Annotated in this window: 19 protein-coding genes and 1 riboswitch; of the genes, 8 read left to right on the top strand and 11 right to left on the bottom strand. The window is 68.5% G+C overall.

The features are described from left to right. Positions 1–13: 13 nt before the first annotated feature. A riboswitch (cobalamin riboswitch) is annotated at positions 14–209 on the bottom strand. Positions 210–364: 155 nt separating this feature from the next. The 6 genes from BLW83_RS01545 to BLW83_RS01570 form a co-directional block, all read right to left on the bottom strand. After that, positions 365–1,429, bottom strand: a complete 1,065-nt coding sequence (locus tag BLW83_RS01545; protein ID WP_090844892.1) for an ABC transporter ATP-binding protein — start codon at positions 1,427–1,429, stop codon at positions 365–367. Between the two features lie 16 nt (positions 1,430–1,445). Then, positions 1,446–3,173, bottom strand: a complete 1,728-nt coding sequence (locus BLW83_RS01550) for an ABC transporter permease (protein ID WP_090844894.1) — start codon at positions 3,171–3,173, stop codon at positions 1,446–1,448. A gap of 71 nt (positions 3,174–3,244) precedes the next feature. Then, complete coding sequence (locus tag BLW83_RS01555) at positions 3,245–4,555, bottom strand: ABC transporter substrate-binding protein (protein WP_245728570.1); 1,311 nt, start codon at positions 4,553–4,555, stop codon at positions 3,245–3,247. Positions 4,556–4,728: 173 nt separating this feature from the next. Then, positions 4,729–6,012, bottom strand: a complete 1,284-nt coding sequence (locus BLW83_RS01560; RefSeq protein WP_090844898.1) for a sigma-54-dependent transcriptional regulator — start codon at positions 6,010–6,012, stop codon at positions 4,729–4,731. Then, positions 5,984–7,990, bottom strand: coding sequence for an ATP-binding protein (locus BLW83_RS01565; protein WP_245728571.1), 2,007 nt, complete (start codon positions 7,988–7,990; stop codon positions 5,984–5,986). The genes BLW83_RS01560 and BLW83_RS01565 overlap by 29 nt, the downstream gene beginning before the upstream one ends. Further along, a complete protein-coding gene (locus tag BLW83_RS01570; RefSeq protein WP_090844902.1) occupies positions 7,987–9,198 on the bottom strand; it encodes an ABC transporter substrate-binding protein in 1,212 nt (403 codons plus the stop codon). Before BLW83_RS01570 ends, BLW83_RS01565 begins: the two co-directional genes overlap by 4 nt. Positions 9,199–9,329: 131 nt before the next feature. On the opposite strand from BLW83_RS01570, the gene BLW83_RS01575 reads away from it, so the two are divergent. From BLW83_RS01575 to pdeM, 8 genes are all read left to right on the top strand, one after another. Continuing rightward, positions 9,330–9,671, top strand: coding sequence for a zinc ribbon domain-containing protein YjdM (locus BLW83_RS01575; protein ID WP_090844904.1), 342 nt, complete (start codon positions 9,330–9,332; stop codon positions 9,669–9,671). A 193-nt stretch (positions 9,672–9,864) separates the two neighbouring features. Further along, positions 9,865–10,974, top strand: coding sequence for a helix-turn-helix transcriptional regulator (locus tag BLW83_RS01580; protein ID WP_090844906.1), 1,110 nt, complete (start codon positions 9,865–9,867; stop codon positions 10,972–10,974). A 107-nt stretch (positions 10,975–11,081) separates the two neighbouring features. Next, positions 11,082–11,729, top strand: coding sequence for a transferrin-binding protein-like solute binding protein (locus tag BLW83_RS01585; RefSeq protein ID WP_143042710.1), 648 nt, complete (start codon positions 11,082–11,084; stop codon positions 11,727–11,729). Between the two features lie 8 nt (positions 11,730–11,737). Continuing rightward, the gene (locus tag BLW83_RS01590; protein ID WP_090844909.1) at positions 11,738–12,793 is read left to right on the top strand and encodes a hypothetical protein; all 1,056 of its coding nucleotides are present in this window, start codon (positions 11,738–11,740) and stop codon (positions 12,791–12,793) included. 173 nt (positions 12,794–12,966) lie between these two features. Next, positions 12,967–13,962 (top strand): ligase-associated DNA damage response exonuclease, encoded by a 996-nt coding sequence (locus BLW83_RS01595; RefSeq protein WP_090844911.1) that lies wholly within the window; start codon positions 12,967–12,969, stop codon positions 13,960–13,962. Further along, positions 13,959–15,509 carry a cisplatin damage response ATP-dependent DNA ligase gene (locus BLW83_RS01600; RefSeq protein ID WP_090844913.1) on the top strand — a complete coding sequence of 517 codons (1,551 nt, stop codon included), beginning with the start codon at positions 13,959–13,961 and terminating at the stop codon, positions 15,507–15,509. The genes BLW83_RS01595 and BLW83_RS01600 overlap by 4 nt, the downstream gene beginning before the upstream one ends. After that, positions 15,506–17,908, top strand: coding sequence for a ligase-associated DNA damage response DEXH box helicase (locus tag BLW83_RS01605; protein WP_090844915.1), 2,403 nt, complete (start codon positions 15,506–15,508; stop codon positions 17,906–17,908). The genes BLW83_RS01600 and BLW83_RS01605 overlap by 4 nt, the downstream gene beginning before the upstream one ends. Next, entirely contained in the window at positions 17,895–18,674 is a 780-nt protein-coding gene (gene pdeM, locus BLW83_RS01610; RefSeq protein WP_090844918.1) for a ligase-associated DNA damage response endonuclease PdeM, read from the top strand. Before BLW83_RS01605 ends, pdeM begins: the two co-directional genes overlap by 14 nt. Before the next feature lie 98 nt (positions 18,675–18,772). Here pdeM and BLW83_RS01615 read toward each other — a convergent pair whose 3' ends face one another. The 5 genes from BLW83_RS01615 to BLW83_RS01635 form a co-directional block, all read right to left on the bottom strand. After that, positions 18,773–19,900, bottom strand: a complete 1,128-nt coding sequence (locus BLW83_RS01615; protein WP_090845836.1) for an acyl-CoA dehydrogenase family protein — start codon at positions 19,898–19,900, stop codon at positions 18,773–18,775. A 227-nt stretch (positions 19,901–20,127) separates the two neighbouring features. Further along, complete coding sequence (locus BLW83_RS01620) at positions 20,128–20,679, bottom strand: sarcosine oxidase subunit gamma (RefSeq protein WP_090844920.1); 552 nt, start codon at positions 20,677–20,679, stop codon at positions 20,128–20,130. A gap of 13 nt (positions 20,680–20,692) precedes the next feature. Beyond that, entirely contained in the window at positions 20,693–23,683 is a 2,991-nt protein-coding gene (locus BLW83_RS01625; protein WP_090844922.1) for a sarcosine oxidase subunit alpha, read from the bottom strand. Next, entirely contained in the window at positions 23,680–23,991 is a 312-nt protein-coding gene (locus BLW83_RS01630; RefSeq protein WP_090844924.1) for a sarcosine oxidase subunit delta, read from the bottom strand. The genes BLW83_RS01625 and BLW83_RS01630 overlap by 4 nt, the downstream gene beginning before the upstream one ends. A 38-nt stretch (positions 23,992–24,029) precedes the next feature. Further along, positions 24,030–25,283, bottom strand: coding sequence for a sarcosine oxidase subunit beta family protein (locus tag BLW83_RS01635; RefSeq protein WP_090844926.1), 1,254 nt, complete (start codon positions 25,281–25,283; stop codon positions 24,030–24,032). Positions 25,284–25,304: the final 21 nt, after the last annotated feature.

Here is a 25,304-nt window from a genome sequence, read left to right on the forward strand (position 1 = left end):
GCCCCGCGCCGCGGATGGGTGAGTGTCGGCGGCAGGTCTCCTGACTTGCGGGTCATCGCTTCGGCCAGCCTTCCCATGCCTGTCGGCACAGTGGCGTAATGGCCGTCGCTCGCCGCTTACAGTTGCGGGGGCAGTCCGGGATTTGCCTTCAGGCGCACCCGATTCCCGTATTAAGCCGCTTGCGCGGCACCACGACAGCTGGCTTCTGCGACACAGGCGCGTCGTCTGTCAAGACTGCTTTGCGATACATGGGGAAAGGCCGGGCCGCCGTGTCTGCGGGACATGGAATGCCGATCGCCCCGCATCAGGCGGGGCTGCCGGGGCAAGTGCCGGCGGGCGTTACGGGCCGGGGGGCGCGTAGGTGCTAGTCCGCCAGCAGCGGCGCGCTTTGGCTGTCGATGGACAGCGACACCGCCGCGCCCTCGTCGTAAGGTGGCGGGCCAGAGGAATGCAGCGTATCGACGATGATCTGTCCGTCGGGGGTATCCACCAGATAGCGGATCTGGCTGCCCAGGAATTCACGATGCGCGACCGTGCCCATGATGTCGCCGCCCGACGCCGCGATGCGGATATTCTGCGGGCGCAGCACGATGCGGTTCACGTCGGCGGCGGGTGCAGCGGCGGGTGCAGCAGCGGGGGCGACAGGCAGGCGCTGGCCCGCCTCGGTCACGAAATCCGCGCCCTGCATGGCGCCCTTGAGGATGTTCGCCGTGCCCAAAAACCCCGCGACAAAGGCGTTTTCGGGGTGGTCGTAAAGCTGCTGCGGGGTGCCGATCTGCTGGATCACGCCGCGGTCCAGAACCGCCATCCGGTCCGAGGTGGTGTTCGCTTCTTCCTGGTCATGCGTCACGAAGATCGTGGTCAGCCCCAGCTTGCGTTGCAGGGCCAGCAATTCGCGCCGCATCTGGACCCTGAGCGCGGCGTCGAGGTTCGACAGCGGCTCGTCCAGCAGCAGCACCTGCGGCTCGATCGCGATGGTCCGGGCCAGAGCGACGCGCTGCTGCTGGCCGCCGGAAAGCTGCGCGGGCATCCGGTCGGCCAGATGCAGCAGCCCCACGGTTTCCAGCGCCTGCTCGACCCTGGGGCCGATCTCGCGCGCGGGCATCCGGCGTTCCTCAAGCCCAAAGGCCACGTTGCGGCGCACGGACATGTGGGGCCACAGCGCATAGGACTGGAACACCATGCCCACGTTGCGTTTCCACGGCGGCAGCGCTGCGATGTCGCGGTCCCCGATCAGGATGCGCCCGCGCGGCGTCGGGCCGAAACCGGCAATGGCGCGCAGCAGCGTCGATTTGCCCGAACCCGAAGGCCCGAGAAAGGCAAAGAACTCGCCCGGCTCGATCACCATGTCGATGCCTTCCAGCACCTTGGTCTCGCCAAAGGACAGATGCAGATCCTCGATGCGGATTCCGGCTTTCGTCAGTGTCATCTGTGTTCTCCGAAATTCAGGGCCGGTCGGCTGTCATGGCCTGGCGGGCACGCTCGCGCTCGATGATGCGCTGCGACAGATAACTGCCAAGCGCCACGATCACGACCGCAAGGATGCCAAGCGCCGCGCCCGGTCCGCGGCCGGCGGGCGACTGCATGTAAAGATAGATGCCGTAAGCCAGCGGCGCGTCCGAGGACCGCCCCACCAGCATGATCGTGGCCGACAGCTCGACCGCCGCCGTGGCAAAGCTGGTGACGAACCCGGCAAGAATGCCGCCCGTCATCAGGGGCACCACGATCCGCCGGATGGTGCTGGAGCGCGAGGCGCCAAGGCTTTCGGCCGCTTCCTCAAGCGACAGCGACACCTGTTGCAGCGCCGCCATGCAGGCGCGCAGCGCATAGGGCAGCCGCCGCACCGCCAGCGCCACGATGATGATGCCCCAGAAACTCGACATCTGGCCCAGCCCGAAAGGCAGCTGGATGCCGTGGAACATGCGCAGATAGCCGATGCCCAGCACAACGCCGGGCACGGCCAGCGCGGCGGTCGCCATATAGTCCAGCCATTTGCGCCCCGGCAGCCCGGTGCGGATCACGATATAGGCGATGGCCGTGCCCAGGATCACGTCGATCACGGCCGCCGATCCGGCGTAGATCAGCGTGTTCCACACATATTGTGAGGATTGGGTAAAGATGGTGCCGAAATGCTGCAAGGTGAACCCGTCTGGCAGCGGCGAGAACGACCAGATCGTCCCAAAGGCCAGCAGCAGCAGCCCGATATGGGGCGACAGCACCATGGCAAGGATCAGCAGGATCACGCCCCATGCCAGCCATTTCTCGCGCGGTTTCAGGTCGCGCCGCGACAGGCCGCCTCCGCCTTTCTGGACGGTGGCGTAATCCTTGCCGCGCATGAACAGGAAGGACGCCCACAGCGAGAACACCGAAAACGCCACGAGGATAAAGGAAATCACATAGCCCATCGGATCGTTGATCCCGACCCCGGTGATGCGCAGATAGGCTTGGGGCGCCAGCATGTTGTTGACGTTCAGCAAAAGCGGCGTGCCCAGGTCGTCGAACACCTTGATGAAGACCAGCGCCGCCCCGGCCAGATAACCCGGCATCGCCAGCGGAAACACGATGCGGCGGAACATGCGTATCCCGTGCGAGCCGAGGTTCTGCGCGGCTTCCTCCATCGAGCGGTCGATGTTGCGCAGGCTTGCGGACAGGTTGATCAGGATAAAGGGGAAATAATGGATCGACTGGACCAGGATGACGCCGTTCAACCCCTCCATAAAGGGGATGCGAAAGCCGAAATGCTGGTTCAGCAGCAGGTTGATGGAGCCGTTGCGCCCGAACAGCAGCGACATCGCCACCGCGCCGACAAAGGGCGGCATGATCAGCGGGATGATCCCCAGCGCCTGAATTGCCGCCGTGCCGGCAAAGTTGAAGCGGGTCGTGATATAGGCCAGCGGCAGCGCAATCAGCGTCGCCAGCACCACCGACATGGCCGAGACATAGAACGAGTTCGCAAAGCTTTCGCGAAACAGCGTGGTGTTGAAGAAATCCTGAAAGTTTTGCAGCGTGAAGACGCCGGTGCGGGCATCCAGAAACGCCACATAGATCACCTGCGCCACCGGCAGCACCAGAAACGCCATCAGGAAGATCGCGATCAGGATCCCCGCGACCGCCGCACCCGACAGGCGGGGGAACAGCGTGAAGCCGCGCGATGGGGTGGTTGTATCGGCCATGATATCCTCGCAGCGTGTGGATCCCGCGCCGCCGGGCGGCGCGGGATCGGTTCAGGAAACGGGCACGCGGTTCATTTCAGCGCGGCTGCCTGATCGGCCAGTTTTTTCGCCTGCCGATAATTTTCGACGGCAAAGCGATCCCATTCCTGTTCGATCTCGGCCTGACGACCCACCACCTCGGTGTCGGGATCCGCGCGCGAGATGGTAAAGGCGCCGGTAAAGGACGCATCGAGCGACTGCTCGGCGTTGATCGGCATCGCCTCGACCAGCGCGCGCGCCTCGGCGATCAGGGCCGCTGCCTCGTCGTTGCCGCTGTCGGCATGTGCGGCCTCGGCCTTTTGCACGGCGGACACAGCGGCGCGCAGATCATCCATGCGATAGGTGACCAGCACGTCGAACAGCGAATTCACCAGAGTGTAGCGCGCGCCTGACACGTCCACGTCGAATTCAATCGCACCGGGGGCGAAATCCTCGGAAAACGGGTTCGGAAAGTTTTCCGGCGCGTCCGCATAGGCCTCGGGGTTGACCGGCAGGCGCATGATGGCGGGGTTCAAAAGCACCTTCTGCCCTTCGGGGGACAGCAGGAATTCGACGAATTTCACCGCCCCCTCCTCGTTCGGGGCATTGGCCAGCACGCCGATATTGGCGGGCACGATGGCGGTCACGCTGGGATAGACCAGCTCGACCGGAAAGCCGCTGGCCTTGGACGCCAGCCCGAAAAAGTCGATCACGATGCCGAAACCCGTGGCGCCGGAATTGACCGCATCGGGCACGCCGAAGCTGCGTTCCGTCACGGTGTTCATGTTGCCCGAGATCCATTTCCACGTCGCCCAGCCTTCGTCCCAGCCCTCGCCCTGCAACAGGGTTTCGACGGTCAGATGCGTGGTGCCCGACCGCGAGGGCGAGGACATCGCGACATGGCCGTTGTATTCGGCGCGCTTCAGGTCGTCCCATTCCTCGGCCACGGGCAGGTCGTTGGCCTGCACATAGCGGGTGTTATACATGATCCCGTAGCCCGAGGCGGCAAATCCGTAATAGCTGCCGTCGGGATCGTTGATCGGATAGCCGCCGATCTGGTCGGGGATGCCTTCGGACTGCACATCCACCTTGGCCAGCAGCCCTTCTTCCTTGAGCACCTCGAACGCATCGGGGGCCGAGGCCCACATCAGGTCGATGGTGTTGGCGCTGCGGGTTTCCTGCAAATGCGACACTGCGGCGTTGGTGTTGCGGCTGACCACCTCAAGCATGGTGCCGGGGTGGGCGGCCTCGAACGCCGCCTTGAACGGATCGGTCAGATCGCGCGGAAACGAGGTCACGACCGTCACCGTATCGGCAAAGGCGGCCGCCGAAGTCATCAGCAGCGCAAGGGCGCTGAACGTCATGGTTCTTTTCATCTTGTCCTCCCACAGGTGCCAGACACGCGCGGGGACACCCGGCACATGAATGGCGCACAAGGACTGTGCCCGAGCAGAGCCCCGCTTTCAACTATTTGTTTTGCCTGAATGTTTTGGGTCAATTGTGACACGGGGACGGGTCGAAATCGACCCGTCCCGCTTTATCCCAGCCCCAGATGGCGCAACCGCAGGTATAGCCGCTTGCGCGGGATGCCCAGAAGCGCGGCGGCCTCGGCCTTGCGGCCGCCGGTCTCGATCAGCGCGGATTGCAGCAGGCGGGACTCGAATCCCTCCATCGCTGCATCATAGCCCTGCCCCGGCGCCTCGGCCGGGGCGCCTTGGGTGGGCAGGCTGGTGTCCAGCCCGATCACCAGCCGCTCGGCCAGGTTGCGGGCCTCGCGCACATTGCCGGGCCAGTCGTGCAGGGCGATGCGGCGGCGCAGGGCGCTGTCCACATGGGGTTTGGGCAGGTCGTGGCGGGCGGCGGCCTCGGCGGCGAAATGCGCGACCAGCAGCGCCGCGTCGTCCTCGCGCTCGCGCAGGGGCGGCAGGGGCAGCGTGGCGTTGAAGCGGTGGAACAGGTCGGCGCGCAGCCGCCCTTGTGCCGCCAGCGTATCGGGCGGGCGCTTGACGCTGCCAAGGATGCGCAGATCGACGGGCCGGGGGGCGGCGCCCAGCGGGGTGATCTCGCGCTGTTCCAGCACCCGCAACAGGCGGACCTGCAAACCGTCGGGCATGGATTCGAGTTCGTCGAGATAAAGCGTCCCACCCTCGGCCCGCGCGATCAGCCCGGGGCCGTCGCCCGCGCCGAACAGCCCGCGGTCCACCTCGGCCTCGTTCAGCGCTCCGCAGTTGATCGCGACAAAGGGCGCCGCCCCGCGCGGCGACAGATCATGCAGCAGTCGCGCCGCCAGTTCCTTGCCGGTGCCGGTTTCGCCCGCGATCAGCAGATCGACCTGCACGCCCGCAAGCGCCCGCAGCCGCTGGCGTAATTCGCACATCACCGGGGACCGCCCGATCAGGCGGTCGTCCATCCGGGCCTCGATCCCGGTCTGGCGTAGGCGCAGGTTTTCCAGATGCAGGTCACGCATCGCCTGCGCCCGTTTCAGCACGTCCAGCATCAGTTCGGGCTGACAGGGTTTTTCCAGAAAATCATGCGCCCCGCCCCGCATGGCGCGGATCGCGGCGGGAACATCGCCATGGGCGGTGATCAGGACAAAGGGAACCTCGGGCGCGATCTTGCGGACCCGGTCCAGGAAATCCAGCCCCGACAGGCCCGGCATCCGCAGATCCGACAGGATCACCCCCGGAAAATCGGGCGAAAGCGCTGCCAGCGCCGGCGCCGCGGCGTCAAAGACGTGGGTGCGAAAACCGGCAAGCTCCAGCGTTTCGGCGGTGGCCTGCCGCAGGTCGTCGTCATCCTCGACCAGCATCACTTCGGGCATGTCGATCCCCTTTCTGCCAGCGGTTCAGCCGCAGCCGCACCTCGGCGCCGCCCTGCGGGTGCTGCTCGATCTCGAGATGCCCGCCCATGTCCTGCATGACATTGAACGCGATGGAAAGCCCCAGGCCCAGCCCCTTGCCCGGCTCTTTCGTGGTGACAAAGGGATCGGTCAGCACCAGCCCGCTCTGACCGCCCAGGCCCACGCCATTGTCGCGGATCGACAGCATGACCGGATCGCAGCCCGACAAGCCGATGCGGATCAGGCCGGGATCGGCCGCCCCCTCGCGCGCGGCGATGGCATCCAGCGCATTGCCGAGGATGTTCAGCAACACCTGTTCCAGCAGGATTTCATCCCCCGCCACCGCCAGCCCGCCAAGCTCGGCACATTCGACCCCCACACCTTCGCCGCGCAGCCGGTGGTCCAGCAGTTCCAGCGCCGCCTGCACCGGTTCGTGCAGCGCGACGCGGGTGTTGCGATGGGCGGATCGGCGGGCGATGCGGCGCAGATGGCCGATGGTGCGGGTGATCCGGTCCAGCAGCGCCTGGATCCGCGCAATGGCGGGGCGGGTATCGGGATGGGCCGCGCCCAGATTGTGCAGGCGGTGTCCGATGGCGGCCAGCGGCTGGTTGATCTCGTGGCTGATCGCGGCGGACATCTGCCCCAGCGCAGCCATCTTGCCGGCCTGCACCAATTCGCGCTGCGTCATCCGCAGCCGCTCCATCGCCTGCTGGCGTTCCAGAACCGAGGCGCGAAAGACATCGACCGCGCGCGCCATCTCGGCGATCTCGTCGCCGCGCGCCGTCTCGGGGATCCGTCCGGGCAAGGCGGAATCCTCGCGGGCGATCCGGCCCAGATCGGCCGAAAGCGCCTCGATCCGCAGCAGGATGCGGTTATGGACGAACACCGCCAGAATGGCGGCAGTCGCGACCCCGCCCAGCAGCGTCACCAGCCCCAGCCACAGCGAGCCGCGCATGATCGCGGTCGCGGCCGCATCGGCGCGGCGCTGCGCGCCGACCCGTTCGGTCCGGCCCAGGTCGGTCAGCTGCGACTGCATCCCCGCAAGGGCGGATTGCGCGTGATGCAACCGGGCGACGGCGGCGCGGTGCAGTTCCAGCCGCTGTTGCTGGCGCACAAATACGCTGTCCCCGCCCGAGGCAAACGCCTTGAGCCGCTCAAGCGCCTGCGACAGCAGCGTAATGTCGACCCGTTCCGGCAGATTCAGCTGCGCCAGCGCCAGCCGGTCCAGCGTATCGCGGCCAAGCGCGGCGGTCTGGTCCAGCGCATCGCGGCTGTCGGCCGAGCGCGCGTGCAGCAACAGCGCGGTCAGCGTCGCGGCCTCGGACCCGATCTGCTGCATCCGGTCGCGCAGCAGCCAGTCCTGCGACAGGCTTTGTTCGGCGACGGCGCGGGTGTCGGGGTCGGTGTTCACGACCAGCGCCGCCAGCTGCGTATCCATGTTGAAGGACAGGTCGCTGAGAATCCCCTGCACCTGATCCTGCACATCCGCGTGGATCCAGCGCAGATCGGTTCCCGCCCGCGTCTCATCCTGCGCGTGCCGGGTCAGATCGGCGCTGATCCGGCCAAAGCCGGTCAGGGCGCGGCGCAGCTCGCGTTCGGCCGCCTCGATCCCCGCGCGGGTCAGGGCGCGTTCAGGCGCCGCCAGCAGCACGGGCGAGGCCAGCACGGCCTCGACCCCTTGGGACGCGTTGCCGATTGCCTGTTCCATCCGCGCGGCGGGCATGGCGGGATCGGCAACCACCTGCATGGCCAGCGCCGCCAGCTCGCCGGTGGCCTCGGCCAGTTCGCCCGCCAGCGCCACCGCCGGGATGCGGTCCTGCGCCAGCACGCGAAAATCGCGTTCGGCCCGCAGCATCACCATCATTCCCACCGCCAGCACCCCGCCCGCGACGATCACCACAAGCACCAGCGCCGCCAGCAACCGCCCCCGGATCGAGCCGCGCGGGTGCCGGCCGATCACCGCGGCTGCTCCAGCCTGCGGATCAACGCCTCGGCGTCGCGCAGGATGGTGTGCGAGCGCTCGGCCCATTCCAGCAGCGTTTCGCGGTCCTGAGGCGCAGAGCGCGCCTGATGTTCCGTCAGCGGCATCCAGGTCAGCAGGCGCCGGATGCGGGCGCGTTCCGGCGGCAAAGCCTGTTCCAGCGCCCGCAGGCGACGCCACAGCTCGCGCCGCAGCAGCAGGTCGCGGGCGACGAACGCCTCGAACAGCTGCTTGACCTCCCAGTAGCGGCGGGCGGCCAGTTCCGGGTCGTAGCGCGACCAGCTGAAATTCAGCGCCGCCCGCACCTCGGGGTGCAGCGATTGCGCCAGCTCGGCGCGGATGTCGGGATCCACCGGAATGCGGCGAATGTCGGACCGCAGCAGGATGCGCTGCCCCTCGGGGGAAAGAACGAAATCCATAAAGGCGGCCGCGGCCTGGGGCCTTGTGCCGCCCCGCAGGGCCGCGATCCGCGCGGGGATGATGATGACCGGGCGGCCATAGCGGAAAACCAGCCCGCGGTCGCTGCGGGTCAGCGCCAGAAAGTCGATGGTCAGACCGATCGCGAAATCGCCGCTCTCGACACCTTCGAGCACCCCGAAGCTGCGCGCCGAGATGGTGCTGAGCTGCCCGGCCAGTTCCAGAATCCACGCCCAGCCAGCCTGCCAGCCCCGGTCCTGAAGTATGGTTTCAAGCAGGGAATGCATGGTGCCCGACCGCATCGGATGCGACATGGCGATGCCTTGGGCAAAGGCGGGGTCCAGCAGGTCGTTCCAGTCCTGCGGCACCGGGCCGTCCCGAGGGCCGCGCCATGTCCAGCCGACGGCGGACCACGCGAAATCCGCATGGGGGCCGTGCCCCAGGTCGATCAGGCGCCCCGCCTTGTCCAGCACCGCAAAGGCTTCGGGCGCCGAGGCCCAGAACAGGTCAAAGCGCCGGTCGTTCCCCGCCAGAACCTCGTCCACGGCGGCATGGGTGTTCTTGTTCAGGACGCGGATGCGGATGCCGGGATGGCTGCGCTCGAACGCCTCTTGCAGCGGCTGGACCACATCGGCCTGATACGAGGTGATGATCCGCAGCTCATCGGCCGGCGCGTTATCCGCGGCAGCGGCGGCGACAAGCAGGGCCAGCGCCCACAGCACGGCGGCCAGCCCGGTGATCGCGACGCATGTCTGACCTGGCCGACGCATATCCCCTCTCCGATGCGGGATTGTTGCATTGTTGCCCTGCGCTGGGCAACCGACCCCGCGCCGACCCCGCACTGGCCCCGCGCCGGACAAGGCGTCTGGCCTGCCGCCGGTGATTTCAATATGAACCGGCCATGACCGATATGTTGCCTCCGTGCCCCGCGTGTTCCTCTGTCTACAGCTATCAGCTGGACGCCCTCCTGGCCTGCCCGGAATGCGGCCATGAATGGCAGCCCGGCGCATCCGAAGATGCCGCGCCCGAGGTGCGCGACAGCGTGGGCAACGTTTTGCGCGACGGCGATACGGTGACGGTGATCAAGGATCTCAAGGTCAAGGGGTCGTCCTCGGTCGTCAAGGTGGGCACCAAGGTCCGCGGCATCCGGCTGGTGGACGGCGATCACGACATCGACTGCAAGGTTCCGGGGATTGGCCAGATGGGGCTGAAATCCCAGTTCGTAAAGAAGGTTTCCGACTAAGCCCGCCCCCGGCGGCCGTGCCCGCGCGATGGCGTTTGACGCCCCGGCCGGCGCATAGGCATACCGATCTACCTACGGGAATATGCTGACCGGGCTTGACAGGAATCGGCCCCTCGCCTTTCCTCAAGTATCGGACCTGACTGCTTTTCCCTGAACGGCTCCGGCCCGCCCGGAGCAGAGCGGAGCCCGTCCCATGAGCCACCGTATCGCCGCCCCCGCCGAAGACGTGGATGCGCTGGTGGACGGGTTCCGGGCCGCGGCGCTGTCGGCGCTGCTGGGCGAGACCGGCTGGGCGGATTGTCTGGCGCTGCTGGCGCGGGATCTGCCCGGCGGCAATGTCTCGATGTTCGTGCAGACGGATCGCAACCAGCCGCTGCCCTGCTATTTCGTCACCGAAGACTTTGACGAGATCATGCAGCTTTACCTGCGTGACTTCAGCGCCATCAACCCGCTGTGGCCCGCCGATCCCTATGCCGAGGAAGGCCGCGCCACCGCCGATATCGAGACCCTGCCCCGCGACCAGCTTGAGCGCACGGCGTATTATCAGGAATTCGCGCGACATTATCCGCTGCGGGCCACCGCCGGCATGGTGATCGCGCCCCGCCCCGAGGAATCGGCCGCGATCACCCTGAACATGGCCAGCACCGACCCCGGCGACGTGCTGCGCGCCCGCGACCGGCTGGCCCGCGCCTGGTCGGTGCTGCGGCAGGTCGTGCGCCATTATCGGCTGCTGGGCGAACGAGCCTGGACCGCGCAAGGGCTGGCCGCGCAGCTTGAGGCGGCGGGGTGTGAATTGCTGGTGATCGGGCAGGGACGGGCGCTGCGCTTTCGCGCCGGTCCCGACCACGGCGCGGCGATGCACCGCTGCGACCCGGTGTCGGGGGCGCTGCGGCTGACCGATGCCCGCGCGGATGCCGCGCTGGGCGCGCTGCTGCGCAGCGACCATGGCGGCCGCAACATGGTGCAGCTTGACGACGCGCGCGCGCAACTGACGCTGGTGCGCCATCAGGGCGATGCCGAAACGCGGCTGTTCTGCGGGCCGACGGTTTCGGTGCTGATCGACCCGCGCCGGGGGTTGTCCGGACAGCAGCGCCTGAACATGATGGTGCGCCGCTTCGGCCTGACCCATGCCGAGCGCCGCGCGCTTGAAGGTATCGTCGCCGGCCACGGCATCGACGAGATGGCGCGGCTGCACGCGCTGTCCCCTGAAACCATCCGCAGCCAGGTGAAAAGCCTGCTGGCGCGGACGGAGACCGGCTCGCAACTGGAGCTGCTGCGGCTTTACGACCGCTCGACGCGCTGAAATCCGCCGATTTTCACCCGCGCGGGTGAAGACAGAATGTCGCGCCGTGGGCTGTAATCGGACCCGGGCCGTTGCCCGTAACGATTGCGATTCATGGAGGAAATCCGATGCCGTTAACCAGAGCCGACGGTCCCGCCCTCGCCGTCATCGCCGCCTTCCTGCTGTCGGGCTGCATGGGCAGCAGCAGCGGGTCCAGCAGCAGCCCGCCACCCGGTGGCGGCGGTGGCGGCGGGGGGCCGCCCGGACAGACATTTGACGCTCATGACCCGGAGGCGGTGGCGATGGATGGGCGCGTCGCGGCCATGTCCGAAACCCAGGCCATGCCTACCTCCGGCCAGGCCAGTTACGACGGCTATGCCTTCATCGAGATGAGCGAGACCGGCCAGAATGTCCGGCCCGGCGATGCGGGTTACGAGGCCGCGCTGGGCCAGATGGCGCTGACCGCCGATTTTGCCGGCGGGGGTGTGACGGGCCGTATCCACAATGTCGGGGTCGAGGATGGGCCGACGCTGGGCGGCCAGCTGGACATCAGCAACGGCCAACTTAGCGGCAACGGGCTGAGCGGCAAGGTCACCGGGACACTGACCGGCAGCGATCTTGGTGACGTGACCGCCGATCTTGACATGAACGGGACGTTCCGGGGTGATGGCGCCGCTGCCGTGGGAGGCAACTTTACCGGCGATGTGACCTTTGGCGGCGGAGGGGTGCTTATCGTCGGCGGCGATAGCGGTTTCGTCGCAGAACGGTCGCCCTGACCCCCGGAATGCGCCGCGTTCGCACCATCGGCTGGCGGGGCATTGCCCTCGCCGGCCTGCTGCTGCTGGCGGGCCAGCCGGCGGCGACCGAGCCGCTGGACCGGGTGCAGGCGGCGCTGCTGTCCGGCTCAACCCGGCTGGCGGGTTTTGCGCTGATGCGCGACCGCCCGGCGGGCGGTGGGCCGCTGCTCGCCCGGCTCATGCAGGCCGAGGGGATGTTGCACGACGGGCGCAACGGGCCGGTGCTGCTGTGGCGAGGGGTCTCGGTGCGGCCGGTGCTGCGCTGGGATGACAACATCAACGGCGGGATTGCGGGCGACACGATCTCGGTCGGCGGGCTTGACCTGACGGTCGATGCGGCCAGCCGCGCCCGCGGCGGGCTGGTCGTGGGGGCAGCCGCCTCGGTCGGGGCGCGGTATCGGCTGGCCCCGGGGCGGGTGATGCGGCTGTCGGCGCAGGCCATGGCGGTGCACGCGCCGCGCCACGACCTTTGGCGCGGCGAGGCGGCGGCCGAGGCCTGTATCGCGCAGGCACTGCCGGGCTGGCGGTTTCTGGACGCCTGCGCCGGGCATTCGCTGGCCCGCAGCGATCTTTCCGACGCGAACCTGTCCTGGGCCGGGCTGCGCGGCACCGGGCATTTCGAGGCGGCGGGCGGGCTGCATGCGCTGTCGTTGGGCCTGCGCCAGACCTGGCGCGACGACTATGCCCAGGGGTTCCTGGATCTGTCGCTGGACAGCGCGCTGCCGCGGATCGGTGCGCTGGGGCTGCATCTGTCGGTCGGCGAAGCCGTCGCCGGGCACAATGCCATCCGCTATCGCGCCGGGGCGTCCCTGACCCGGCGGGTCGCCGGGCGGCGGGTGTCGCTGGGCCTCGACTGGCAGCGAGAGGAAGGCTCGGCCATCTTCGGCACCCCGCGCCGGGATGCGCTGCACACGCTGGGGGTCGAGGTCGAGCTGTCGCCGCGGCTGATGCTGCGGCTGGCCGGGCAGCGCCGGTCCTCGACGATCGCCATGTATGACGAAAACCGGCTGATTCTGGACATCGGCTGGCGCCCGCGGCGATAGGCGGCGATGATCGCACGCGTCGCTGCGGGGAACTGCCGCCCCGCAGGCTCCGTTTCCGTCAGGTGACCGCAACGGAGGATCGCGATGACCGATGCCGGCGCCCCGGGCCCCCTCATGCCGGGCAGGCTGCCCGCCGACCGCCCCGCCATGGGCGACGGGGCGCGCCCCCGGCCATGACCCCCCGCCCCGACAATATCCTCTGCCCGACCGAGGCCGGGCTTTACTGCCCGCCGGGCGATTTCCACATCGACCCGCTGCGCCCGGTGCCGCGTGCGCTGATCACCCACGGCCATTCCGATCATGCCCGCCCCGGCCACGGCGCGGTGATGGCCACGCGCCAGACGCTGGACATCATGGCGATCCGCCATGGCGAGGATTTCGCCGCCAGCCGGCAGGCGGCCACAGGCCCCACCCGCATCGGCGGCGTCACCGTCAGCTTTCATCCCGCCGGGCATGTGCTGGGTTCGGCGCAGATCCTCATCACCCCGGATCGCGGCCCGCGCATCCTGGTCTCGGGCGATTACTGCCGGACCCCGAACCCCACTTGCCTGCCGTGGGAACCCGTCGCCTGCGATGTGTTCATCACCGAGGCCACATTCGGCCTGCCGGTGTTCCATCACCCCGACCCCTTGGTCGAGGCCGGGCGGCTGCTGGCCAGCATGGCCGAGTTTCCCGACCGCCCGCATCTGGTCGGCGCCTATGCCCTGGGCAAGGCGCAACGGATGATCGCGCTGGCCCGGGCCGCCGGCCATGACGCGCCCATCGCCATTCACGGCGCCTTGCAGCCTCTGTGCGATTACCATGTCGCGCAGGGCATCGGGCTTGGCCCGCTGGTCCCGGCGTCAGATCCGGGCGGCGCGCGGCTGATCCTCGCCCCGCCCTCGGCCTTTGCCTCCCCCTGGGTGCAGCGGTTCCGCGACCCGGTGCTGGCCTATGCCTCGGGGTGGATGACGGTGCGCGCCCGCGCCCGCAGCCGCGGGATCGAGCTGCCGCTGGTCATCAGCGATCACGCGGACTGGCCGGCGCTGACCGCCACCATCCGCGAACTGGCCCCGCAAGAGGTCTGGATCACCCACGGGGCCGAGGACGGGCTGCTGCGCTGGTGCGAGCTGAACGCCATTCCCGCCCGCCCGCTGCGGCTGGTCGGCTACGAGGACGAGCCGGAATGAAAGCCTTTGCCCGCCTGCTGGAACGGCTGGCATTTACCCCCGGCCGCAATGCCAAGCTGACCATCCTGTCGCATTACCTGCACGACACCCCCGACCCCGACCGGGGCTGGGCGCTGGCGGCGCTGACCGGGACGCTGGATCTGCGGCAGATGTCGCCCAGCCTGCTCAAAGGACTGGCGGCCGAGCGGGTGGACGCGCAGCTTTTCGCGCTGTCTTATGATTTCGTCGGCGATCTGGCCGAAACCATCGCGCTGATCTGGCCAGCCGAGCCGGCCACCGGCCCCGAGGTTTCCCTGTCGCAGGCCGTCTCGCTGCTGCGCGAAACCGGCAAGCTGTCGCTGCCCGGCGTGATCGCGGGGCTTCTGGATATTTTGACCCCGCCCGAGCGGCTGGCGCTGTTGAAACTGGCCACGGGCAATCTGCGGGTGGGGGTGTCGGCCCGGCTGGCGCGTGTCGCGCTGGCCATGGGCAGCCCCCGTTCCGTGGACGAGATCGAGGAAATCTGGCACGGGATGCAGCCGCCGTTCCTGCCTCTTTTCGCGTGGCTGCGGGGCGGCCCGCTGCCGCCGCCCGTTGCCGCGCCGTTCCGCCCGGTGATGCTGTCCACCCCGGTCACGCCTGCCGAACTGGCGGCGCTGGACCCTGCCGACCATGTGGCCGAATGGAAATGGGACGGGATCCGCGTGCAGGCGGTGTCCGAGGGTGGCCAGCGCCGGCTTTATTCCCGCACCGGCGAGGAAATCGGCGCGGCCTTTCCCGACCTGCTGGCCGCGATGGATTTCGAGGGCGCGCTGGACGGCGAATTGCTGGTCCGGCGCGGCGACGACATCGCCCCCTTTGCCGATCTGCAAAAGCGCCTGAACCGCAAGACCGTCGGGCGCGCGCTGCTGCAAAGCCATCCGGCGGCGCTGCGGCTTTACGACATGCTGACCTGGCAGGGCCGCGATCTGCGCCCGCTGCCGCTGACCGAGCGCCGCGCCGCGCTTGAGGCCGCATCTCTGGACCCCGCCCGCATCGACCTGTCACCGCTGCTGCCGTTCACCTCGTGGGATGACCTGGCCGCCCTGCGCGCAGCCCCCCATGCGGCGGTGATCGAGGGGGTGATGATCAAACGCCGCGATGCGCCCTATCTGGCCGGGCGCCCGCGCGGCCCGTGGTTCAAGTGGAAACGCGACCCGATGGTGGTCGATGCGGTGCTGATCTATGCGCAAAGCGGGCATGGCAAACGCTCGGGGTTTTTCAGCGACTTCACCTTTGGCCTGTGGGACGGGGGCGATCTGGTCCCGGTCGGCAAGGCGTATTTCGGCTTTACCGACGAGGAACTGCGCGAGCTGGACCGTTTCGTGCGCAAGAACACCACCCGGCGTTTCGGCCCCGTGCGCCAGCTGGCGCCGAAACTGGTCGTCGAGGTGGCGTTCGAGGGGCTGAACGTCTCGACCCGCCACCGCTCGGGGCTTGCGATGCGGTTCCCGCGCATCGCCCGCATCCGCTGGGACAAGCCCGCGGCCGAGGCCGACCGGCTGGACAGCCTGCGGGCGATGCTGTGACCGGCCTGCCCCCGCTGTTCGCCGACTGGTTCGCCGGCCACGGCTGGCAGCCCCATCCCCACCAGCTTGCGCTGCTGGGGGCTGCGCAGGATACGCTGCTGATCGCCCCCACCGGCGGCGGCAAGACGCTGGCGGGGTTCCTGCCCTCGCTGGTGGAGCTGCATCTGACCGGCGCACGGGGGATGCACACGCTTTACGTCTCGCCGCTCAAGGCGCTGACGGCGGATGTGGCGCGCAATCTGGCGCGGCCGATCGAACAGATGGGGCTGGCGATCCGCTTGGGCGACCGCACCGGCGACACCCCCGAAAGCCAGCGCCGCCGCCAGCGCGCCGACCCCCCGGAAATCCTGCTGACCACCCCGGAATCGCTGGCGCTGATGCTGTCCTGGCCCGAGGCGCCGCGGCTGTTTTCCGGGCTGCGCCGGGTGGTGCTGGACGAATTGCACGCGCTGGCGGAATCGAAACGCGGCGACCAGCTGATGCTGGGGCTTGCCCGCCTGCGCCACCTTGCGCCGGGGCTGGCCGCCACCGGCCTGTCGGCCACGGTCGAGGATCCGCAGGCGCTGGCCCGCTTCATGGGCGGGGCGGCGGTGATCGAGGCGGACCCCGGCCCCGCCCCCGACATCGCGTTGCTGCCCACAAGCCGGCCGCCGCCATGGTCCGGCGGCGGCGGGCGCCATGCGGTGCCCGACGTGCTGGACGCGGTGGCGGGCGCGCGCACCACCATCATCTTTCTCAACACCCGCGCGCAGGCGGAGCTGTTCTTTCAGGCGATCTGGGCCGCCAATGACGACAACCTGCCCATCGGGCTGCATCACGGCGCCTTGTCGCGCGAGGCCCGCCTGCGGGTCGAGGCCGCGATGGCCGCGGGCGCCCTGCGCGCGGTGGTGGCCACGTCCAGCCTTGATCTCGGCATCGACTGGGGCGATGTGGATCTGGTGATCCAGGTCGGCGCGCCGCGCAACATCAAGCGGCTGGTGCAGCGGATCGGGCGCGCCAACCACCGCTATAACGCGCCGTCCCGCGCCCGTATCGTCGCCGCCAACCGTTTCGAGGTGATCGAATGCGTCGCCGCGCTTGAGGCAGTGCGCGCGGGCGATCTGGACGGAGAGCCGCGCGGCCCCGGCCCGCTTGATGTGCTGATCCAGCATATCCTGCTGACCGCCTGCGCCGGCCCCTTTGATGCCGACCGGCTTTATGCCGAGGTTCGCAGCGCCGGCCCCTATGCCGCCCTGAGCCGCGCCGATTTCGATGCCTGCATGGATTTCGCGGCCACCGGCGGCTATGCGCTGCGCGCCTATGACCGCTGGCAGCGGCTGGTTCTGCGCGACGGATGCTGGCAGTTGCGCGACCCCCGCAGCGCCCGCGACCTGCGCATGAATATCGGCACCATCACCGAGTCCGAAAAGCTCAAGGTCCGCCGCCGGGGCCGGGGCGGTGCCACGCTGGGCGAGATCGAGGAAAGCTTTGCCGCCAGCCTGACCCCGGGCGACAGCTTTCTGCTGGGCGGGCAGGTGCTGCGCTATGACCGGCTGCGCGAACTGGTGGTCGAGGTCACCCCCGCCCCCGGCCGCGAGCCCAGGATCGCCGTCTACTCGGGGCTGAAATTCGCCACCTCGACCGAGCTTTCCCAGCGGATGCTGGCGATCATCGCCGACCCGAACCGCCACCGCGACCTGCCCGCGGACATCCGCGCCTGGCTGGAGCTTCAGGCCGAGGTCAGCGCCCTGCCCCGCCCCGGCACCCTGCTGTGCGAGACCTTTCCCCGCGCCGATCGCTGGCATCTGGTGATCTACGGCTTTGCCGGCCGCAACGCCCACCAGACGTTGGGGCTGCTGGTCACGCGGCAGATGGAAAACGCGGGTCTTGCGCCGCTGGGGTTTCTGGCAACCGACCACGCGCTGCTCGTGACCTCGCTCGGCCGGGTGGGGGACGCCGCATCGCTGCTCAGCGCACCGACGCTGGAACAGGGGCTGGACGACTGGCTGGCGGCAAGCTCGCTGATGAAACGCAGCTTTCGCGCGGTGGCGACCATCGCCGGGCTGATCCAGCGCAACCGGCCCGGCGCGCGCAAGACCGGGCGGCAGGCGACATTTTCCAGCGACATCATCCACGACACGCTGCGCCGCCACGACCCGGACCATATTCTGTTGCGCGCCACGCGCGAGGAAACGCGCCGCGGGCTTGTGGATTTCGACCGCATCTCTGAAATGCTGCTGCGCAATCCCCATATCGAGCTGCGCCAGCTTGACCGGGTGTCGCCGCTGGCCGCGCCGCTGCTGCTGGAAATGGGCCGGGTCCGGCTGGGCGGCTCGGGCCACGAAAGGCTGGCGGAAAAGATGGCGCAGGATCTGATGGCGGCTGCGGGACTGGACAGGCTGACGAATGACAAGGGCTGAGACATTTCCCGGCCACCCCCTGCGCTTTGCGGGCGAGGATTTCATTGCCCGGATCTCGGGCGCGCTGTGGTGGCCGGCGGGGCGGATGCTGATCGTGTCGGACCTGCATCTGGGCCGGTCCGAGCGTTACGCAAGGCGCGGCGGGCCGCTGCTGCCGCCGTGGGAGGTCGCCGATACCCTGGACCGGCTGGCCGCCGAGATCGCGGCGCTGGACCCTGCCACCGTGGTGTCGCTGGGCGATGCCTTCGACGACGATCATGCGGCCGGGGCAATGGCCCCCGAGGCATTGGCGCGGATTCGCGCGCTGGCCGCGGGGCGCGACTGGCTGTGGATCAGCGGCAACCACGACCGCAACGCCCCCGGCCCCGGTTTCCCCGGACGCGGCGCCGGCTGTGTTCACGGCCCCTTCACCCTGCGCCACGAAGCTGGCCACGGGGCTGGGCCGGGGGCTGGGCCGGGCGCCGGGCCGGAGCCGGCGCGGGGGCCGGACATCTCGGGGCACCTGCACCCGGCGATCCGGCTGGCCGGCCGCAGCTGGCGCTGTTTCGCGCTGGGACGGGAACATCTGATCCTGCCGGCCTTTGGCACCTATACCGGCGGGCTGGACATCCGCGACCCCGTATTCCGCAGGCTGGCAGGCGGCGGCATCGCCATCGCCTGCTCGCCCCGAAACATCACCGTCCCGATCCCCGCCGGCACCCGCGCCGTTGACGGATTGCCCGCACCGCGGCCGGCCGGCGCGGGGTGGTCCGCGGACGGGTGGTGACGCAGCAGCGGGCCGGCGTCCGGCCTTGCAGACGTGCCGTGCCGTCCCCCCGGTCGCCTTTACCGCGTCGCCGTCACCGCATTACAGGTGGCCGGCGCCTAGAGATTGCGGGCGATGACCAGGCGCTGCACCTCGCTGGTGCCTTCGTAGATCTGGCACACCCGCACGTCGCGATAGATGCGCTCGACCGGGTAATCGGCCAGATAGCCATAGCCGCCATGGATCTGGATCGCCGCCGAACAGATTTTCTCCGCCATTTCCGTGGCGAAAAGCTTGGCCATGCTGGCCTCGGTCAGGCAGGGCTTGCCGGCCTCGCGCAGCATGGCCGCGCGCAGCATCAGCAGCCGGGCCGCGTCGATCTGCACCGCCATGTCGGCCAGCTTGAAGGCCACGGCCTGATGCTCGATGATCGGCCGGCCAAAGGTGATGCGTTCGCGCGCATAGGCCAGCGCGGCCTCATAGGCGCCACGCGCCATGCCGATCGCCTGCGCGGCGATGCCGATGCGCCCGCCTTCGAGGTTCGACAGCGCGATGCGATAGCCCTGCCCCTCTTGGCCCAGCAGGTTCTCGGCCGGCACCCGCATCTCGGTGAACGCCAGCGCGCAGGTGTCCGAGCCGTGCTGCCCCAGTTTCCGCTCGACGGAAACCACCTCGTATCCGGGGGTGTCGGTGGGGACGATGAATGCCGAGATGCCTTTCTTGCCGGCCGAGGCATCCGTCACCGCGAACACGATCACCACCTGCCCGTTCTTGCCCGAGGTGATGAACTGCTTGGCCCCGTCGATGACGTAATGATCGCCCTCGCGCCGCGCCTTGGTGCGCAGGTTCGAGGCGTCCGAGCCGGCATGGGGCTCGGTCAGGGCAAAGCCGCCGATCCATTCGCCGCTGGCCATGCGGGGCAGGAAACGCGCCTTCTGGTTTTCGGTGCCAAAGCGCAGGATCGGCACGCAGCCGACCGAGCTGTGCACCGACATGATGGTGGAACAGGCCCCGTCCGCCGCGGCGATTTCCTCAAGCGCCAGCGCATAGGCGACCATGCCGGTTTCCGAGCCGCCGTGGTCCTCGGGCACCAGCATTCCCAGAAAGCCCAGCTCGCCCATCTCGGTCAGCTCGTCACGCGGAAAGCGGTGCTCGCGGTCGCGCAGCGCCGCGCCGGGCGCCAGCCGGTCTTGTGCAAATTCGCGCACGGCGTCGCGGATCTGTTCCTGTTCCTCGGTCAGCATCATGGCTTCCTTTTCATGCACCGCCCGCCGCAACCACCCGGCGCCAACGGTCCCGATGGCGATAATTTCCGGTTTGGACCTAAGCACATGCGCAGGCGTCTATCCAAGCCTTGATGGAGGTTCCCGCCGGCGCAAAGGGCGGCGCGATCCTGCCCCGCCCCCTTCGGCGCGGCGCCGCGGGCTGGTTCGACGCCGAAAACACCGTCGTCGCAACTGTCCTGATCCACGCGTCAGGCGGGTTCCGCCGCCAGTTCGCGCGCCCCGATGCCCATAAGGCGGGCCAGATGCGGGGCAAAGCTGTTCCAGATATCCATGCGAAAGCTGTTTTCCCCGTCGCGCCACAGCACCACGGTGGCGCCGTCGAAAACGGTGCGGCGGCCTTCGCCCACCGGGATGGTGTCGATGTCGCGGGGACAGGCCAGCGTCAGCAGGTCGGCCGCGCGGGGGCCTTGGATCCGCAGCGTGAGCTCGCGCGCCGAGATGTCGACAAGGCTGTGGGGGTGGTCCACCCCCGCGCCGGCGGCCAGCAGGCCGGCCACGGCGTCGGCGGGGGTCAGGATCGTCCATTCGTCGGGGCCAAGGCAGATCGCCTCGATCCCGCCGCCCGCTGCCCGCTGCCCGATGCGGGTGGGCAAGCTGACGCCAAGCGCCGCCCCAAGCGCCGGCAGCGCGGCTTTGCGGGCGCGTAGCGACAGGCGGCCAGCCGCGGGCTGGACGGCGACCCGGGCGGCGGGGGTGTCCACCAGAACGCCGGGGGTCAGCGAGGAAATTTCCATGCTCATCTTTGCCTCTGCGTCAGATTTTCAGGCGGGTGTTTTCGGGATCGACAAAGACCGTCCCGGTGATTTTCGCGGCGATGGTGCGGTCCGGCATGGGGATATGGACCACCTCGCCCATGCGGTCATGCCCGCCCTCGACCAGCGCCAGCGCGATGGGCCGGCCCGCAGCGTCCGAATGATAGGAGGAGGTCACATGCCCCACCATCTTCATCGGGATCGGCTGGTTCGGGTCGAACACGATCTGCGCCCCTTCTTCCAGCTTGCTGCGGTCCTCGGTCAGCAGCCCGACCAGCTGCTTGCGGCCCTTGGCGGCAAGGTCGGGGCGGGCAAGGCCGCGCTTGCCGACGAAATCGGGTTTTTTCTTGCCGACCGCCCAGCCCATGCCGGCGTCATAGGGGGTGACCGTGCCGTCGGTGTCCTGGCCGACGATGATATAGCCCTTTTCGGCGCGCAGAACGTGCATGGCCTCGGTCCCGTAGGCCACGATGCCGTATTGCTGGCCGGCGTCCCACAAGATCTCCCACAGCTTGCGGCCAAGGGGGGCGGGCACGTTGACCTCGAACCCGATCTCGCCGGTGAAGCTGACGCGGAACAGCCGCGCCGGCATCCCTGCCACGGTGCATTCGATGCAGGCCATATGCGGAAAAGCGTCCTCGGTCAGTTCCACCCCCTCGACCAGGGGCGCCAGCAGTTTCGCCGCATTCGGGCCGTTCAGCGCGATGGTGGACCATTGCTCGGTGGTCGAGGTCAGCCACACATCCAGATCGGGCCATTCGGTCTGAAGGTAATCCTCCATCATGTTCATGACCCGCGCGGCGCCGCCGGTGGTGGTGGTGACGTGGAAACGCCCCTCGGCCATGCGGCCGATCACGCCGTCATCGCGGATATAGCCGTCATCGCCCAGAAGCAGGCCGTAACGGCAGCGCCCGACGCCCAGTTTCGCCCAGGGGTTGGTATACATCCGCTCCATGAAGGTGACGGCATCGGGGCCGACGACCTCGATCTTGCCCAGCGTCGAGGCGTCGAAGATGCCGACGCTTTCGCGGGTCTGGCGACATTCGCGGCGGACGGCGGTGTCCATATCCTCGCCCGGCTGCGGGAAATAGCGCGCCCGGCGCCATTGGCCGACCGGCTCGAACACGGCGCCATGCGCCTCGGCCCAGGGGTCGATCGGGGTCTTGCGCGTCACCTCGAAATGGGCGCCGCGCTGATAGCCGGCAAAGGCGCCAAAGGTGGTCGGCGTATAGGGCGGGCGAAAGGTGGTCAGCCCGACCTGCGGCGCGGGCCGGCCAAGCGCGTCGGCGGCGATGTTCAGCCCGTTGATGTTCGACATCTTGCCCTGATCGGTCGCCATGCCGTTGGTGGTGTAGCGCTTGACATGCTCGATCGAGCGCATCCCTTCGCGCACGGCCAGCCGCAAATCCTTGGCGGTCACGTCGTTCTGGTAATCGACGAAAGCCTTGGCGCGGCCGGGATTGCGGTCGGTCGGCAGTTCCTTTTGCGACACACCGCTGCCGGGGCGGTCGTTTTCCACCGAGACCGCGGCGGGATTGCCGGGGTGGCCAAGCGCGGCGGCGACCTCGCGCCCGCGCGCGGCGCCGTCCGTCAGCGCGGCCTCGATCCCCCACAGCCCGCGGCCGGCGCCGGCGATCACGCAAGCCTCGCGCGTCTCGTGGGGCAGGAAAGTGGTCAGATCGTCGTCCCAGGCCAGTTTCCCCTGCGTGTGCGAAAACAGATGCAGCGAGGGCGTCCAGCCCCCCGACATCAGCAGCGCGTCGCAGGTGATCTGCTGGCCCGCGCCGACCGCCGCGCCGCTGACCGGGTTCACCCGCACGCCGCTGACCCGCAGCCGCCCCGAGGTCGCGGTGACGGTATGCGACAGCCTGACCGGGATACCCAGCGCGCGCGCCTGATCCATCAGATCGTCGCGGACATGGGGGCGGGTGTCGACGATGGCCTGCACCCGCGCGCCGGCCTCTTGCAGGTCAAAACCCGCATACCAGGCGCTGTCGTGGCTGGTCACCACCACCGGCGCATTGCCGACCTTGACGCCGTAGCGGTTCAGATAGGTCTGCGCCGCGCCCGCCAGCATCACGCCGGGGCGGTCGTTGCCGTGGAACACCAGCGGCTTTTCCAGCGCGCCCTGCGCCAGCACTACCTGGCGCGCGCGCACCCGCCACATCCGTTCGCGCGGGGTGTCGGCAGGCAGCGAGGGCAGGTGATCGGTCACCCGCTCGCACAGGGCCAGCATGTTGTAATGATAATAGCCGATGGCGGTGGTGCGGGTCATGATGCGCACGCCCGCGGCTTTCAGCGCCGCCAGCTCATCGTCCAGCCAGTCCCATGCGGGAAGGCCGTCGATCCGCGCCTGCGGTTCGGACAGCAGCGAGCCGCCGGGTTCCGCGTTCTCGTCCACGATGACGATCCGCAGCCCCTCGGCCATTGCCGCCCGCGCCGCCGCCAGCCCCGCCGGCCCCGCCCCCACGATCAGCAGATCGCAATGCAGATAGCGCGAGGCATATTGGTCGGGATCCGCCTCGGTCGGGGCTGTGCCCAGCCCGGCCGCGGCGCGGATGAAGGGCTCATAGACCTTGTTCCAGAAGCTTTTCGGCCACATGAAGGTCTTGTAGTAGAACCCGGCCGAAAACAGCATATAGGCCGCGTCGTTGACTGCGCCCACGTCCCATTTCAGGCTGGGAAACTTGTTCTGCGAGGTGGTTTCCAGCCCCTGCCAGATTTCCTGCATGGTGGCGCGGGTGTTCGGCTCGAACCGCCCTGCGCCGCGGCTGGTGCCGATCAGGGCGTTCGGTTCCTCGGACCCCGCCGCGATGGCGCCGCGCGGGCGGTGATACTTGAACGACCGGCCCATCAGGTGAACGCCATTGGCCAGCAGCGCCGAGGCGACGCTATCGCCCTGCGCGCCGCGATAGCTGCGCCCGTCAAAAGTGAAATCCACCGGGCGCGACAGATCCACCCGGCCACGGCCGGGAACGCGATACTGGCTCATTTCCGGTCCTCCGACGCTGCGGTCAGGGTTTCCAGTGCGGGGCGGGGCTGGCCGGCCGGATAGGTGGTCAGGAACCGGTCGCTGACCGTATCGCGCACCGCGTTGAAAAACCGCCCGCAGCCGTGGAAATGCCGCCAGCGTTCATAATGCGGGCCGCGTGTGTTGCTGCGGATGAACAGAAAGCCTTGCCAGTCGTCGTCGGACAGGGCCGAGGGGTCGGGCGGACGGATCACATGCGCCTCGCCGGCATAGGTGAATTCGGCCTCGGGCAGGGTTTCGTCGCAATAGGGGCAATGAATCAGCAGCATGGAGAGCTATCCTTAATGCGCAATTGGCGTGGCGCGCATCAATGCGCGACCGCGGCGGCGGCGGCCTCGTCGATCAGGCGGCCGGTGCGGAAACGGTCCAGCGTGAAGGGCGCGTTGATCGGATGCGGCTCGTCCCTGGCGACGGTCCAGGCCAAGGTATGCGCGGCGCCGGGCGTCGCCTTGAAGCCGCCGGTGCCCCAGCCGCAATTCACATAAAGACCCGGCACCGGCGTCTTGCCCAGAATGGCCGAGCGGTCCGGCGTCACATCCACGATGCCGCCCCATTTGCGCAGCATCCGCATCCGGTTGAACATCGGAAAGATTTCCACGATGGCCGCGATGGTGTGTTCGATCAGCGGCAGCCCGCCGCGCTGGGAATAGCTGGTATACTGGTCGGTGCCCGAGCCGATCACCAGCTCGCCCTTGTCGGATTGGCTGATATAGGCGTGGACCGCGTTCGACATCACCACGCAGGGAAAACAGGGCTTGACCGGCTCGCTGACCAGCGCCTGCAACGGATAGCTTTCCAGCGGCAGCCGCACGCCGGCGCTGTCCATCACCACCGATGTGTTCCCGGCCGCCGACACCGCCACCTTTCTCGCGCGGATAAAGCCCCTGGCCGTGTCCACCCCCGCAACCGAGCCGTCCGCGTTGCGCCTGATCGCCGTGACCGGGCAGTTCTGGATGATGTCGACGCCCCGCGCCGCCGCCCCGCGCGCATAGCCCCAAGCCACCGCGTCATGGCGCGCGGTGCCGGCGCGTTCCTGCAACGCGCCGCCCAGCACCGGATAGCGGGCATTGGCGGAAATATTCAGCGGCGGGCAGTAGTCCTTGCATTCCTGCGCGCTCAGCCAGCGGTTGTCGACGCCGTTCAGCCGGTTGGCGTGGATATGGCGCTGGAAACTTTGCACGTCATGCACGTTATGGGCCAGCATCAACACGCCGCGCCGCGAATACATGACGTTGTAGTTCAGCTCCTGGCTGAGACCTTCCCACAGATCCACCGCGTGATCGAACAGCCGCGCGCTTTCGTCGTAAAGATAGTTCGAGCGGATGATGGTGGTGTTGCGCCCGGTGTTGCCGCCGCCCAGCCAGCCTTTGTCGATCACCGCCACATTGGTGATGCCGTGTTCGCGGGCCAGGTAATAGGCCGCACCCAGCCCATGCCCGCCCGCGCCCACGATCACCACGTCGTATTCCGCCTTTGGCTGGCTTTCGGGCCATTGCTCGGTCCAGTGCCTGTGCCCGGTCAGGGCGTTCCTTATCAACGAGAATGCGCTGAAGCGTGTCATGTTCCGGGTCGCCGACTGTCA

It is taken from the genome of Paracoccus alkenifer (assembly GCF_900108405.1).
In the GTDB taxonomy this organism is placed as follows: domain Bacteria; phylum Pseudomonadota; class Alphaproteobacteria; order Rhodobacterales; family Rhodobacteraceae; genus Paracoccus; species Paracoccus alkenifer.

Excerpts from the sequence above, each read along its gene's own strand:
- BLW83_RS01620 (WP_090844920.1), bottom strand. The coding sequence starts at position 20,679 with ATGAGCATGGAAATTTCCTCGCTGACCCCCGGCGTTCTGGTGGACACC.
- BLW83_RS01555 (WP_245728570.1), bottom strand. The coding sequence starts at position 4,555 with ATGACGTTCAGCGCCCTTGCGCTGCTGATGACTTCGGCGGCCGCCTTT.
- BLW83_RS01600 (WP_090844913.1), top strand. The coding sequence starts at position 13,959 with ATGAAAGCCTTTGCCCGCCTGCTGGAACGGCTGGCATTTACCCCCGGC.
- BLW83_RS01570 (WP_090844902.1), bottom strand. The coding sequence starts at position 9,198 with ATGCGTCGGCCAGGTCAGACATGCGTCGCGATCACCGGGCTGGCCGCC.
- BLW83_RS01630 (WP_090844924.1), bottom strand. The coding sequence starts at position 23,991 with ATGCTGCTGATTCATTGCCCCTATTGCGACGAAACCCTGCCCGAGGCC.
- BLW83_RS01590 (WP_090844909.1), top strand. The coding sequence starts at position 11,738 with ATGCGCCGCGTTCGCACCATCGGCTGGCGGGGCATTGCCCTCGCCGGC.
- BLW83_RS01560 (WP_090844898.1), bottom strand. The coding sequence starts at position 6,012 with ATGCCCGAAGTGATGCTGGTCGAGGATGACGACGACCTGCGGCAGGCC.
- BLW83_RS01595 (WP_090844911.1), top strand. The coding sequence starts at position 12,967 with ATGACCCCCCGCCCCGACAATATCCTCTGCCCGACCGAGGCCGGGCTT.
- BLW83_RS01575 (WP_090844904.1), top strand. The coding sequence starts at position 9,330 with ATGACCGATATGTTGCCTCCGTGCCCCGCGTGTTCCTCTGTCTACAGC.
- BLW83_RS01635 (WP_090844926.1), bottom strand. The coding sequence starts at position 25,283 with ATGACACGCTTCAGCGCATTCTCGTTGATAAGGAACGCCCTGACCGGG.
- BLW83_RS01550 (WP_090844894.1), bottom strand. The coding sequence starts at position 3,173 with ATGGCCGATACAACCACCCCATCGCGCGGCTTCACGCTGTTCCCCCGC.
- pdeM (WP_090844918.1), top strand. The coding sequence starts at position 17,895 with ATGACAAGGGCTGAGACATTTCCCGGCCACCCCCTGCGCTTTGCGGGC.
- BLW83_RS01615 (WP_090845836.1), bottom strand. The coding sequence starts at position 19,900 with ATGATGCTGACCGAGGAACAGGAACAGATCCGCGACGCCGTGCGCGAA.
- BLW83_RS01545 (WP_090844892.1), bottom strand. The coding sequence starts at position 1,429 with ATGACACTGACGAAAGCCGGAATCCGCATCGAGGATCTGCATCTGTCC.
- BLW83_RS01625 (WP_090844922.1), bottom strand. The coding sequence starts at position 23,683 with ATGAGCCAGTATCGCGTTCCCGGCCGTGGCCGGGTGGATCTGTCGCGC.
- BLW83_RS01585 (WP_143042710.1), top strand. The coding sequence starts at position 11,082 with ATGCCGTTAACCAGAGCCGACGGTCCCGCCCTCGCCGTCATCGCCGCC.
- BLW83_RS01580 (WP_090844906.1), top strand. The coding sequence starts at position 9,865 with ATGAGCCACCGTATCGCCGCCCCCGCCGAAGACGTGGATGCGCTGGTG.